Genomic DNA, 12319 nt, shown 5'->3' with positions numbered 1-12319 from the left:
GGAGCGGTGCCAGCGGCCGTTGCGGTCGGGATGACTCGTTGACCGTATTCGACGCGTGTCCATCATGCCGCTCCCTCAGCGACGGCTTCGGCGCGAATCGACAGGCCGCGGCAGTTGTCGCATGTGCCGCATTGCGACCACTCCACCGTTTCGCCGAGCGCCTCCAGCAGGACACGCGTTCGACACAGCGCCGTTTGCGCGTAAACGACCATCTGCTCGAGCTTGGTCTGGTCTCGCTGACGTCGTTGTTCGTAGGCCGACACGAGCGGTTCGATGGACGCAGTCCACAACTGCGGCCGCAGCTCGTATCTCGCACCGCGACGTTCGCGGACCAGGCCATCCTGTTTCAGCGCAGCCAGCATCACGCGAAGCTTGCTCGCCGCGACGGAAGGCATGGCGCTCCGGATCGCATCGACGGTCATCGCGTTGCTCCGTGTCGCACTGCGGAGGCCCTCGATCAGCGCCAGGAAGTCGTCGTGCGTGGGATACCGTCCGGCCATGAAAAATCGTTGCAGCCCCCGGTCGCGTCGCTGGAACAGCAGGATGCAGTCGGCGGCCTCGCCGTCGCGGCCGGCTCTACCCGACTCCTGGTAGTAGACGTCGAGTGAGGCTGGGAGGTCATAGTGGACCACCGTGCGGATGTCGGGCTTGTCGATGCCCATGCCAAACGCATTGGTGGCGATGATGATGGGCACCGCCCCGCCCATGAAGGCGTCCTGAGACTCGCCCCGCTCCACAGCTCGGCGGCGGCCATGGTACGAGGTCGCCGCGATCCCCTCTTCTCGAAACAGCGCCTGCAGTGCGTCGACGTGGCGCACCGTCGCCGCGTAGACGACGGTGGATCCGGTCGTCGCGCGGACGATGTCCACGAGTTGGCGCTGTTTGTCGGCATCGCTCGAGACGGGCCGCACCTGGTATGACAGGTTCGGACGATGCGCCCCGGTGTTGATCACACGCAGGGGCCCGAGATCCAGTTGCCGTTCGATGTCGGCAATCACTTCGGGTGTCGCGGTCGCCGTGAGCGCCAGGACCGTGGGCGACCCCAATGCGCGCAGCCCCGAAAGAGCGTCGAGGTACGCCGGCCGGAAGTCGTGCCCCCATTGACTGATGCAGTGGGCTTCATCGATGACGACGAGATCGACCGCCGCGCCGGCCAGCAACTGACGGAGTTCCGTGGCTGCAAGCTGTTCGGGCGTCGTGAACACGAACTCGACGGCACGACGGCCAATCATGGCGCGGGCGCGTTGGACGTCGCCACTCGGAATCGCGCTGTTGACCTGGACGGCCTCGAGGCCGAGCGCGGACAGTTTGTCGCACTGGTCGCGCATCAACGCGATCAGCGGCGACACGACGACGGTCATGCCCGGCATCAGCATGGCCGGCACCTGGTAGCACAGCGACTTACCAGCCCCGGTGGGCATGATTGCGAGCGTATGTCGCTTGGCGAGCACCGCGTCAATCACCGCCTGCTGGCCCGGGCGAAGTCCCGCAAGACCGAAGACGTGACGGATGACCCTCGACACACGAGCGCCGCTTGCTCTCGACTTCATCGGGACGTCGTGATCGGGGGACGGCGTTTCGCCTGGAACGCGGGGCCGTGTTGACATCGGGGGGCCTACTCGCGGCCCGTTCCTGCAGACCCCAGCTCGACATTCCGATCGAGATCGGCACGCCGACGCTCATGGCCCGCCTTGGCTTTGTCTGGCGTCGCCTCGCCAGGCTTCATGACGACCTTGATGCACGAGTCGTGCTTGTCGCGAAAGGTGCGATACATGGCCGGCGCATCTTCCAGGCCAATCCGGTGCGTGATGATGAAGGATGGGTCGATTTCGCCTCGTTCGATGCGATCGAGCAGGATCGGCATGTACTTGTGCATGTGAGTCTGGCCCATCTTGAGGGTCAGGCCCTTGGCGAATGCGGCGCCCATGGGGAACTTGTCGAGCCATCCGCCGTAGACGCCTGGAATGGACACCGTCCCGCCCTTGCGGCAGGCACTGATGGCCTGGCGCAGCGCATGCGTCCGATCGGTTGCCATCAACATCGACGTCTTCGCGCGGTCATACCAGGCGTCGAGCGTCGTGCCGTGCGCCTCGAGGCCGACAGCATCGATGCATGAATCCGGCCCCTGGCCGCCGGTCATCTGACGGAGCGCATCGAGGACGTCGACCCGCTCATAATTCAACGTCTCGGCTTCACCCTGTGAGGATGCGAGCTCGAGCCGTTCGGCGAAGCGATCGATCGCGATCACGCGCTCGGCGCCGAGGAGATAGGCGCTTTTGATCGCAAACTGCCCGACCGGGCCACAACCCCAGACCGCCACCGTGTCGCCGGGCCTGATGTTGCAGTTCTCAGCCGCCATGTAGCCGGTGGGGAAGATGTCGGACAGGAAGAGGACCTGCTCGTCGGTGAGCGTGTCAGGCACCTTCAGCGGGCCGACGTCTGCAAACGGGACGCGCGCGTATTCCGCCTGCCCGCCGGGGTAGCCGCCGTACATGTGCGAGTACCCGAACAGGCCGGACCCGGAATAGCCGTAGAGTTTTTCGGCCATCCACGCATTCGGATTCGAGTTGTCGCACAGCGACCAGAGCTGCTCCTTGCAGTAGTAGCAGTGGCCGCAGGCGATGGTGAACGGCACCACGACGCGATCGCCGACGTTGAGCCGCGTCGCCTCTTTCCCGACCTCGACGACTTCGCCCATGAACTCGTGGCCGAGTACGTCGCCCTTCTGCATCGTCGGGATGTAGCCGTCGTAGATGTGCAGATCGGACCCGCAGATCGCGGTCGTCGTCACCTTGATGATGGCGTCGCGCGGGTTGAGGATGACGGGGTCCGGAACCGTCTCCACCTGGATCTTCTCCGTGCCTTCCCAGCAGACGGCTCGCATGGTCGTTCCCTAGGTTGTTGCGGCTGCGCGGGGAATTTCGCCGGCTTCGAGCAACTGCTTGAAGTTCCGGAGATCCTCGCGAATGGTTTGAGAAGGCTCGCGGCCGAACAGCGACGCGATCAGCGCGCCGGTCTTTCCGGCCGGTGGCGCGTATTGGAGGTGGACGCTGACTTGTGTACTGCGACCGGCGCGGACCGGGTCGAAACGCACTGACCCGGCGGTCACGACGTCAGATCCGGGAAGGGACCGCCACGCGATCAGGGTGTTCTCGACCTCGTTGATGATCTCGGCATCCCACTCGACCGGCAGCCCGGCTGGCCCGGCCGCCACCCAGTGCGACGTCCCGTTCGCGTTTTCGATCACACGGTCCAGGTGCTTCATGAATCGCGGCAACTGCTCGAGGCGACGCCAGAAGCCGTAGGCTTCGGAAATCGGCACTTCGAGCCGAATCGATTCCCGGACGTGCACGCCGCGCTCGCCACCGAGCGCCCTCGTCGTGCTGTCGGAAGGGGTGTCGCCATTCACACGCGCCGGCCATTGGCCCGTGATGCCTCGGTACAGCAGGGGTGCTGAGGAAATCGCCAGGAGTGCACCGACGGCGTCTCGTCGCGACGCGCCGAGGAGCAGCAACAATCCCCCGCCGCCAAGCGCGATCCAGTCTTCAGCAGTGCTCAGAGAAATGGGGCGCTCATACAGGGCATCGGTAGTCATAAGCTGATATCGAGAAGAGCACGTTGCGTACCAGCGTGTGACGGCCTGGCCACGACGGCCGCCGGAAGCCGTGTCGAGCCCGTCTTGCGAGCGGTTTCTCCGCCGCGCGCCCCTGTGAGCGGGCGCGATGCAGCCTTCGCTGTGGACGATTGAGCAGCTTGTAGACTGCGGATTGAACAAGCTGCAGTGATTGGCGACGGGTCAAGAGTCGTACTGCGGCGAGGACAGCGACGACGGCTTTCCAGACGACCACATGGCAATCGATTTGGTCAGCACTACAGCCGTCGCTGGCGCCGGCCGTCGATGGCAACGCCACACCGCTGGCCGCTCGCGTCACTCGTCGCGCCGCGGAAAGCGTTTGGCGCGACCAAACCTCAAGGCCGTGGACGGGGTGACGTTGCCCTTCATCACGGTCTCGATTTGATGCAGCGCGTAGGCGTTGTCCGCGGTGGTGTTGGAGACCATGCAGTCGCGCGGGGCAAACAGCTTCAGGTCCCGCATGTATGCGTCGTTGGCAGTGAAGAGCACACAAATGTTGCCGGCGATGCCGGTCACTATCACGCGGCGAATGCGGAGGGTCTTGAGCAGCGTGTCGAGCGTGGTGTCGAAGAATCCGGAGTGCTTGGGTTTCAGCACGAAGAAGTCGTGACGTGTGGGCCGCAGCCGCGACGAGACCCGTCGGCCGGGAGAACTTGCCGCTGTACAGTGCATCACCGTGCGGCGAAAGTCCGAACGCCATTGACCGAAGTTGTCATTGACGTAGATACAAGGGACGCCGGCGCCGATCGCCCTGCCCTTCAGGGTTGCCAGGCACTTGGCCATGGCCTCGGCCTGCGCAATGAGCGCGTCCGCCCCGTCGAACGCCAAATCGTTGATTACATCGATGAGCAGCAATGCGGTCCCCACGACCGGCACTGTGACCATTCGAGAGGCGCTACTAACCTTAGGCACCTCGACTACCCGGCGATGGGAGACGCGCCCACCCATGCGCAGCTGACGGCGTTACTGGCCTGGCTTGTCGCCGCCGCCAGGCTCGGCCATGCGGCGATGCTGTTCGGCCGGCATTCCGGCGGGCGTGACGTTGGCTAGCGCCGACTGGACCTTGTTCTTCCAGCCGCTGACCACGTCGCCGTCGCCACGCATCATCGCGTCGTAGCCGGCGCGGGCCACATCGACGGGGTCGTCTTTGGCCCCCTGGCCGACTTTGGTGTCCAGCATGTCGGCTCGCTCGAAGAAGTCTGTGTCCGTGGCTCCCGGCATCAGGCACGTCACCGTCACGCCACTGTGTTTCAACTCTGCGCGCAAGGCGAACGCGAACGAGTCGACGAACGCCTTGGTGCCGTTGTAAACCGCTTGATAGGTGCCGGGGATGAAGCCAGCAATCGAGCCGGTGATCAGAATGCGGCCCGTGCTGCGCTCGCGCATCTGCCGCGCAGCGAGCTGGATCAGGTAGATCGTGCCCGTGATGTTCGTATCGATGACGTGTCGCACATCGTCGAAATCCTGTTCGAGGAAGGCATGCCCGAGGCCGTGCCCGGCGTTGGCCAGGAGCGCATCGACGGGTCTGCCAGCAGCGGCAGCCCACAGTTGGTCGACGCCAGCAGTCGTGGCCAGGTCGGTTTCCACCGCGGTGACCGCCGCACCGAAACCGCGGAGCCGGTGAGCGGCCGCCTGCAGTTCGCAACGATCCGCTGCGAGGAGCAGATCGAACCCCTCCTGCGCACAAATTTCAGCCAACTCGAGCCCGATACCTGACGAGGCCCCTGTGACGATGGCAAATGGTCTACCCATTGATCTCTTTCCTCCAGCAGTTCCATGGCCAAGGCCCGCACACGGAGTTGGGCCGGTCGAACACGCCATCGCATTCACAAGGCGATTGTGCAGAGAGCATGTTGCGTACCAACCGTCTGCTGGGATCCGTTTCCGGGCCCGCAATAGGGGCGAATTCTCAAGCACGCACGTTTGTGAGCAAGGCCCGGCTGGCTTCCGAATGTCAGGTGTGAAGGCCTGCAGACTGCGGATAGAACAAGCTGCAGTGATCGGCGACGGTCACTCTGCCGTCAGCGTGACGCCATCACGTTCGAAGCTGTGCAACGCGGACGCCCGGCGGCCCAGCTCGGACGCGGACGCTACCTGAGGCTCGAGCGTCACCGACGCCGAGCAGCAGTGGCGAAGAGTTCGGGCGGGAAACACCAACCCTTACACCGACACGCGCGCCCTGCATCTCGAGATCGATGAACTCGTACGCGCTGTCGACGGCGCGGGGAACGAACTCGCGGGCATTCAGCAACAAGGCGAGCAGGCGATAGAGGAGGCAACGCGCTCCTGGTAGGCATGGATTGGCAGACGTCGAGGGGCGGCTCGTACGCATGCTCGAGTTCAGCGTGCGCTTTGTCGGACCGCAACAGCCAATTTGCGCGGCGATGTTCGCAGACCCCTAGGATCGCGTACACCGCGCGTCCGACTCCTACCGAAACGCAGGAGCATCTCTTCACGGCAATCTGCCACAAGCCCCGCCCTCCAAGCGTCTCGCACTGCTGAAGCGGGCCATCGCATGACGTTCCCCAGCGAACGGGCAGCCTTCGTCAGCATCGCCTGGGCGAGGACAGTGGGCCCGCGTGGGGACTGGTAGCGGACTGCTGAAAAGATGATTCCAGGGTGGGTTGTCGCTGGATCGAAGCAGCCGTGTCGCCGAATGAATCACAGCCCTTGGCGTCTCGCCCGTCGCTTCTTGAACCTGCCGGCACCAATTGTGAATGCCTTCTTCACAGCGCCATTGCTGCGCGTGCCAGCGAAACGTATTTCGACGACCGTGAACAGTGCGCAACTTGAGACGAGAAAGATGGCCAAGGCAACTGCTCGAAAGACCACGAAACGCGCCAGCACGAAGAGGGATCTGGTTCGTAAGCCCGGCGCGAGCGCCTACGCAAAGCGCACCGGCGCCGGCCAGTTCAACGAAATGGACGACGTCGGGCGATCGCAGCGCGCAGATGGCATGCGCACCGCGAAGAAGACTGTCAAGGCTGGCTTCGGCGACCAGGGTGACCAATCCCCTGAGAAGACTCCAGGGAAGCGGGCCAGCAAGAAGCGCTAGCAGGACGGCCGTGTGCTGATTCAGCTTCTTCTTCCCGTCACGTCCGCGCCGGGCAACCACGCCGCTATCGCACAGACGCGCGCCGAGCTGGTCCAGCGGTACCAGGGCGTGACGGCGTATGTCCGTTCTCCGGCCAAAGGCGCCTGGGTAGGGCCGGACGGCATCGAGCAGCACGACGACGTCATCATGGTCGAAGTGCTGATCGAGATCTTCGAGCGCGAACAGTGGCGCGCCTATGCGCGTGAGCTGGCGGCACGCTTCGGTGAGGAGGAGATTCCCATTCGCGCGCTTCCCGCGGTCGTGCCGTGAATCACTGGCTGAGCATCGGATGCGCTGACCAGAGTGCAGTCCCGCGCACATCAAGGCGCGGCCGACCAGCGAGATAGGGCGCCGTCCGTTCTGTTCGACGTCGCACGTCCGTCGCGGATACACGACGTTACCGCTGATCGACGCATTGGTCGCGTGGTCAGCGCGTACCGAGCGTCGTGGGGGCCTTGGCGCTGGAGGTTACGGGCAGGAGGTCAGTGCGAGGGAATCTTTTGCGGTCTGCTGCTCGGCCACGCGGGCAAGATCGCCTTCGGCATGCGCCGGACGCAACACAGGACGTCGAGCCTTTCTCTCGACAGATTCGGGGAGAAGGCCTTCAGGTGACCACACTCTCAACGCCGTTAGCGACAGCGCCAGGGAACGCAGAGGATCCGATCGTCCGAAACACCCGAGCCGTCGCGCTGCTGGCGAAGCGTTCTGCGCTCCAGCGGTCAGCCTTTGCTCTGGTGTGTGATCGCGTGACGTACTCGGTGGGCACCACTGCGTCATTGATCCTGCACGCCCTGTGGTTCTCGTGTTGGGTCACGGCAAATGCCGTTCTGCCCACACCGTTTGACCCGTTTCCGTTTTCGCTCCTGACGTCGATCGTCAGCCTCGAGGCCATTTTTCTGTCACTGTTCGTTCTCAACAGCCAGAACCGTCTGACCCGCGACTCCGATCAGCGCGCCCAGATCGACCTGCAGGTGAACCTGCTCGCCGAGCAGGAGATGACGCTGGTGCTTCGGATGCTCCGCGATCTCTGTGCGCGGGCGGACATCGCGGTGCCGGAGGGGCTGACGGAGCTGCTCCATGAGGTCGACGTGGAGAAGGTGGCTGCGACGGTGGCACGGGAACTACCGGAGCAGAGCTGAGATCTGTTGGCCAGGAGAATCCACCTCAAGCGCGGCGCAGGGACTTGGTCAGCCAGCGCCGCACCAACCGCCGACCAGCCTCGCACGCTCGTTCGTCGATTCCATCCGGGCACCAGCGAAGGCATTCGTCCCCATCGAGGGAGGCGGGCACTTCGCGGTATTCGTGAAGTCCACCGCGTTTCTCGATCAGCTCGTGTCGCGGGTTCGTGCGCTAGCCGCGCGATGACCTGACTGCTGTCGAGTCAGCAACCGCGAGCCGGCGGAGGTGGACAAGACGTCACTCCCGATCCGATCGCGCAGCCACACGCGCAGGAGGCGGAGCGCTACGACGTGCGGGTGTTCCTGGCCACGCGTGACGAGCTACGGCTGCAGCCCGAGCGACGCCTGACCGCTTTCCGGGTTGAACGAGACCGATCCATGGTCATGAACGATGAGCCAGCGGTCCCCGCGCTTCTGCAGGCCGAGGGTCTTCCGGAACCACATGTCTACCCGGTCACCAGTCTTGAGGGTCCCCCTCACGCGGCTCAGCATCGAAGCGAAGCCGGCTGCCTCGTCGCAGATGATGGCAACGTCAAGGTTGTCCCAGTTGATCACTCCGTTGTAAGCGGCCACCCACTCAGCCGCGCGCGCGTGCGCTGTGGCTCGGCCGAAACGTCGGAGTGGATCGACGACATCGAACAGCACCACGTCCTCAGCAAAGTCGGCCAGCATCGACTCGACATCGCCTCGCCGAACCGCGTCGGCGTGCGACTCGATAATGCGTCGGATTTCGGCATCTGCTGGCATCGGAGGCTCCTCGGTTTTCAGCGTAAACAATCGCTCGAGCGCGGCTGGCTTGGTCGAGCCGCGGGCTGCCCGGCCAGTCAGCGCGCCGCGGTGAGCGACTCGACGCGGACCATCGGCTCGAGGAAGGGCCACACGGTATCGGCGATCCGCTGCGCGCCTGCCGCGTTGGGGTGAATCATATCGGGCTGATTGAGATCGAAGTCGCCGAACACTCCGGCCAGCAGGAAGGGCACGAGGGGCAGGTCGTAGAAGGCTGCAAGATCGGGATAGATGGCGTGGAACGCCAAAGAGTAGTCCCATCCGTGAAAGGGCGGCGTTTCCATTCCGCACAGCAGCACGCGCGCACCATGCGACCTCGATGTCCGGATGATCTCGTCGAGTTGACGTCTGACGATAGCCACCGGCACGCCGTTTAGCCCATCGTTGGCGCCAAGCGCAAGAATCAGCACGGCAGGCCTCTCGCGGAGCACGTCGTCCAGCCGGGCGAGTCCTTGCGCAGTCGTATCGCCGTAACGCCCGGCGTTGACGACTCGCCACTTCAGTCCCTCGGCCTCGAGCCGGCGCTGAAGCACGGCAGGAAAGCTTGCCTCGCGCGACGGAGACACCGAGAGGCTGTCGCCGAGTACCGCGACAATTGGGGAGGACGCCCTGGACGTCGAGGGTGCCGTCGGCAGGGCATCAGCGCCGCACGCGGCCGTACTGACGAGGGAGGTCAGCAGGGCCAGCGCGCCAGCCGTTCGGTGGAGCATGAAGCTACGACGCCGGACTCGCCGACGCGGCCGTGAACTCTGCACGACCCGCCCTCGCCGCCCATCGTCATCACCCGTCTGCGCGAAGGAGACGGCGGCGCCTCGGTGATGAGGGTGGCCCACGCGTGTAGCCGTCGAGCTTGCTCGACGGGAACTGCGGAACGAGTTCTGGCCGTCGTAGGTCGGCACGACCACGAAGATGCATCCTGGATACCGCCGCCCATTGGAGGCGGGATCGGGACTCGTCCACGTACCATTGCGCCAGACGGAGGACCTCGTGTTCTTCTTCTTCTCGAACCGGTTCGGTTGCTTGGCTCCATCGTCATCAGCGTCGTGTTGTCAGCGCTATTGATGCTCGTGGTGAGGGGCTGCACTGGAACAGGGTTGATTCGGACGCCACATGCCACGCAAAGCCGCGCGGTCGTCGTCGTTGACAGTCGCAAGTGTCCCCATCTCGCACCCTGACCGCCTGATCTATCCGGATCAGGAAATCTCGAAGGCCAACTCGCGTAGTATTTCGAGAACATCGCACGACTGGATCGTGCCGCACGTGACGGGTCGGCCGTTAACGCTGGTGCACTGCCCGGCAGGTATTGCCTCGCCCTGCATCTATCTGAAGCGTGCCAAGCAATGGGGACCGAACGCGCTCCGCCGGGTGAAAGTCAGGAAAAGACAAAGGTCGGCGAGTACTTGATTTGAGCGTTCCGACCCGCAGCGGTACACGACGACGTTCGCGAAGGCCTGGCGTGAGCGGCGAGCCACTGGCGTAGCGGCTACTGACACAACCGGAGGACGAATCCTGCTTACGTCGACGATCGCTGCGCGAGTGGCACACCCGCCGGCAGGACGCGGTGCACCGGTGAAATCGTCACGCCTGCCGCTGCCAGTTGACGCCACACCTCGAAGTTCAGGTCGCTCTTTAGCGTTCCGGACGTCTTCAGATGCTCAGTACTCCACACTTGCAGATGAAACCGAAGCGCGCCCATTCCTGCTTCGACAAATTCGACCTCCGGCGCCGGATTCTGGAGCACGTTTCGGTGCTGACTGGCCGCCGCCAGCAGCACTTGTTGCACTCGTTCTGGATCTGATTCGTGAGAGACGAAAAACGGCACGATGTACGCGGTCAACGTTCCCGGGCGGCTCCAGTTCGTGACGCGTTCGGAGACAAACTGCGAGTTCGGCACGATAATCGCGACGTTCTCGTCGGTGACCAAGGTGGTAGCACGGGCCGCGATCTCCTTCACCTCGCCGACACATCCAGAGATTTCGACGCGGTCACCAATCCGGATCGGCCGTTCAAATAGCAGGATCAGCCCGCTGAAGAAGTTACTCGTGATGTTCTGGAGACCAAAACCGAGACCCACACCGATGGCGCCGACCAGCACGTTCAACGACGTGAGGTCGATGCCCGCCGCCTGAAGGATCACGAGGGCTCCCAGAGAAATGACCACGTATCGAACGATGGCGCCAAGCCCTTCGCGCATACCGATGTCGAAGCCGCGGCGTGCCAGCACGTGCTCGATCAGCCATCGCGTCACACGCCTGGTCACCCAGACCAGCACCGTGACCAAGACGAGAACCGTCAGGAGCCGGAGCGGCGTGAATTCGCTCCCTGCAATGCCCGACGTCAGGAATGCTTCGAGCCGGCGCCATCCTTCGGCGAAAGGTTGCATGATTCCCCCTGATAGTGCCCAAGGCATCTAGACATTGCTTGCCGTTTCCTCCGCGCCTGCGCGCGTTGCAGCCGCGGCTGCTGGTAGCGGCGCCTTCTGTCCGTGGAGTCGAATAGCGCGACTCCGAAGGTAATGGCCCCTATCGGCGTGCCCTGCACGCACAGCTGATCGCTGAACGCGGACGCGTCACTCGGCTGCACTTCGATGAACAAGACGCACGCGTCGGGCACGAAGTGATGGCTCTCTTCGGCCTCCTCCAGTTTGTGTTCAAACGCCGCAACAGCACCCGCGTCCGGGTGGTTGGCGATCACGCGGATAGGTGCCCCCGCGGCTTCTCGAAGGACCAGCTGCGCCTGGGCATCAGGCTGTACGGAATGGATGCGCAGCTCCGTCGAACGCAGCACCCTCGATACCAACGACGTCAGGACGGTAGAGACGATGAAGATGACGGCAATCTTCAGACCCTCTGGCCGTTCGAGGATGTTGACCACCGTCGTATACGCAAAAATGACCGTCAGCAGCGCGAATCCGACCCACGCGCCACGCCCTTGGCGCCGGTCGGCGAGCGTGACGGCGAGCGCGGCGGACCCCATCAGGACCAGCACGCCGGTTGCATACGCGCCGAGTCCCCACGTCAGGACGACGAGGTTGAGGAGGATGTAGACCGCCACGATGGGCACGGCGAGGCCCACGGCTTCCCGAAATCCTTTGAGGAACACGGCTGCAAGCGCAGCGAGGAGGACCAGGGTCAGCATCACGGGGTGCTTCGTCCAGCCCGGCATGAAGGGGTTCTCGAGGAGGTGAGCCGTCGCGTCGGCCGCCGAGAGCGTGATCGTGATGATGAACCCGGTCGCGGCGAACCCGAGGAGGCACAGCACCAAGGCCCTTGCCGCGCCAACGGGGCAGGAGCGCTTCCAGAATCGAGATGCTGCCTTGCCCATTCGGGCTGAGTTCCGCCACTCGCCGATACATCGGCAAGGCACCGAAGAGTGTCAGGAGCAACAAGATCAGGGTCGCCAGCGGCGAAAGCAGACCGGCGGCGAGGAAGGCGATGCCCGGTTGGTAGCCCAACGTGGAAAAGTAGTCGACGCCCGTAAGGCACATGACCTTCCACCAAGCCGACTGATGGACTTCCGGCGGTGGGGCATACGCGCCCTCTGGCTCGGGGACGCCCTCGAGGAACCAGTCGGTCAAGCGGTGTCGTGCCGACTTGTCGTCTCGCGCCATTCGACAACGCACAGCAA

General features: G+C 64.0%; 12 protein-coding genes and 1 pseudogene. 4 read left to right on the top strand and 9 right to left on the bottom strand.

The window, feature by feature from the left end; genetic code table 11:
• Window positions 1–62: 62 nt before the first annotated feature.
• The 5 genes from LuPra_RS19520 to LuPra_RS19500 form a co-directional block, all read right to left on the bottom strand.
• Window positions 63–1550 carry a RecQ family ATP-dependent DNA helicase gene (locus LuPra_RS19520; RefSeq protein ID WP_162271449.1) on the bottom strand — a complete coding sequence of 496 codons (1488 nt, stop codon included), beginning with the start codon at window positions 1548–1550 and terminating at the stop codon, window positions 63–65.
• Window positions 1551–1615: 65 nt separating this feature from the next.
• Window positions 1616–2884 carry a zinc-dependent alcohol dehydrogenase gene (locus LuPra_RS19515; RefSeq protein ID WP_110172298.1) on the bottom strand — a complete coding sequence of 423 codons (1269 nt, stop codon included), beginning with the start codon at window positions 2882–2884 and terminating at the stop codon, window positions 1616–1618.
• A gap of 9 nt (window positions 2885–2893) precedes the next feature.
• On the bottom strand, window positions 2894–3775 hold the full coding sequence (locus tag LuPra_RS19510) for an SRPBCC family protein (RefSeq protein ID WP_157899427.1): 882 nt from the start codon (window positions 3773–3775) through the stop codon (window positions 2894–2896).
• 153 nt (window positions 3776–3928) lie between these two features.
• Window positions 3929–4519: a cysteine hydrolase family protein gene (locus tag LuPra_RS19505; protein ID WP_110172296.1), complete on the bottom strand. Its 591-nt coding sequence runs from the start codon at window positions 4517–4519 to the stop codon at window positions 3929–3931.
• Between the two features lie 78 nt (window positions 4520–4597).
• Window positions 4598–5386 carry an SDR family NAD(P)-dependent oxidoreductase gene (locus LuPra_RS19500; protein ID WP_110172295.1) on the bottom strand — a complete coding sequence of 263 codons (789 nt, stop codon included), beginning with the start codon at window positions 5384–5386 and terminating at the stop codon, window positions 4598–4600.
• A 904-nt stretch (window positions 5387–6290) separates the two neighbouring features.
• Between LuPra_RS19500 and LuPra_RS33350 the strand changes: the two genes are divergently transcribed.
• The 3 genes from LuPra_RS33350 to LuPra_RS19485 all read left to right on the top strand — a co-directional run bounded on the left by LuPra_RS33350 (window position 6291) and on the right by LuPra_RS19485 (window position 7867).
• Entirely contained in the window at window positions 6291–6689 is a 399-nt protein-coding gene (locus tag LuPra_RS33350; protein WP_234800471.1) for a hypothetical protein, read from the top strand.
• A 12-nt stretch (window positions 6690–6701) separates the two neighbouring features.
• The gene (locus LuPra_RS19490) at window positions 6702–6998 is read left to right on the top strand and encodes a hypothetical protein (RefSeq protein ID WP_110172294.1); all 297 of its coding nucleotides are present in this window, start codon (window positions 6702–6704) and stop codon (window positions 6996–6998) included.
• A gap of 338 nt (window positions 6999–7336) precedes the next feature.
• Window positions 7337–7867, top strand: a complete 531-nt coding sequence (locus LuPra_RS19485; protein WP_157899426.1) for a DUF1003 domain-containing protein — start codon at window positions 7337–7339, stop codon at window positions 7865–7867.
• A gap of 360 nt (window positions 7868–8227) precedes the next feature.
• On the opposite strand, the gene LuPra_RS19480 is transcribed toward LuPra_RS19485, so the two are convergent.
• Both LuPra_RS19480 and LuPra_RS19475 read right to left on the bottom strand, forming a co-directional pair.
• Window positions 8228–8653 carry a YybH family protein gene (locus LuPra_RS19480; protein WP_110172292.1) on the bottom strand — a complete coding sequence of 142 codons (426 nt, stop codon included), beginning with the start codon at window positions 8651–8653 and terminating at the stop codon, window positions 8228–8230.
• 77 nt (window positions 8654–8730) lie between these two features.
• Entirely contained in the window at window positions 8731–9402 is a 672-nt protein-coding gene (locus LuPra_RS19475; RefSeq protein ID WP_110172291.1) for an arylesterase, read from the bottom strand.
• A gap of 400 nt (window positions 9403–9802) precedes the next feature.
• Between LuPra_RS19475 and ligD the strand changes: the two genes are divergently transcribed.
• The gene (gene ligD, locus LuPra_RS34585; RefSeq protein WP_418001388.1) at window positions 9803–10096 is read left to right on the top strand and encodes a non-homologous end-joining DNA ligase LigD; all 294 of its coding nucleotides are present in this window, start codon (window positions 9803–9805) and stop codon (window positions 10094–10096) included.
• A gap of 109 nt (window positions 10097–10205) precedes the next feature.
• On the opposite strand, the gene LuPra_RS19470 is transcribed toward ligD, so the two are convergent.
• Complete coding sequence (locus LuPra_RS19470) at window positions 10206–11075, bottom strand: mechanosensitive ion channel family protein (RefSeq protein WP_157899425.1); 870 nt, start codon at window positions 11073–11075, stop codon at window positions 10206–10208.
• 623 nt (window positions 11076–11698) lie between these two features.
• Window positions 11699–12302 (bottom strand): annotated as a pseudogene (locus tag LuPra_RS34580) (amino acid transporter); the annotation flags it as partial.
• Window positions 12303–12319 lie beyond the last annotated feature (17 nt).

Source organism: Luteitalea pratensis, from assembly GCF_001618865.1.
GTDB lineage: Bacteria > Acidobacteriota > Vicinamibacteria > Vicinamibacterales > Vicinamibacteraceae > Luteitalea > Luteitalea pratensis.
The sequence above is the reverse complement of the archived record's forward strand: the minus strand, read 5'-3'. Positions and strand labels throughout refer to the sequence as shown.

Coding starts and splice junctions, on each gene's coding strand:
- LuPra_RS19470 (WP_157899425.1), bottom strand. CDS start 11,075: ATGCAACCTTTCGCCGAAGGATGGCGCCGGCTCGAAGCATTCCTGACG.
- LuPra_RS19505 (WP_110172296.1), bottom strand. CDS start 4,519: ATGGTCACAGTGCCGGTCGTGGGGACCGCATTGCTGCTCATCGATGTA.
- LuPra_RS19500 (WP_110172295.1), bottom strand. CDS start 5,386: ATGGGTAGACCATTTGCCATCGTCACAGGGGCCTCGTCAGGTATCGGG.
- LuPra_RS19515 (WP_110172298.1), bottom strand. CDS start 2,884: ATGCGAGCCGTCTGCTGGGAAGGCACGGAGAAGATCCAGGTGGAGACG.
- LuPra_RS19520 (WP_162271449.1), bottom strand. CDS start 1,550: ATGAAGTCGAGAGCAAGCGGCGCTCGTGTGTCGAGGGTCATCCGTCAC.
- LuPra_RS19475 (WP_110172291.1), bottom strand. CDS start 9,402: ATGCTCCACCGAACGGCTGGCGCGCTGGCCCTGCTGACCTCCCTCGTC.
- ligD (WP_418001388.1), top strand. CDS start 9,803: ATGCCACGCAAAGCCGCGCGGTCGTCGTCGTTGACAGTCGCAAGTGTC.
- LuPra_RS33350 (WP_234800471.1), top strand. CDS start 6,291: ATGAATCACAGCCCTTGGCGTCTCGCCCGTCGCTTCTTGAACCTGCCG.
- LuPra_RS19480 (WP_110172292.1), bottom strand. CDS start 8,653: ATGCCAGCAGATGCCGAAATCCGACGCATTATCGAGTCGCACGCCGAC.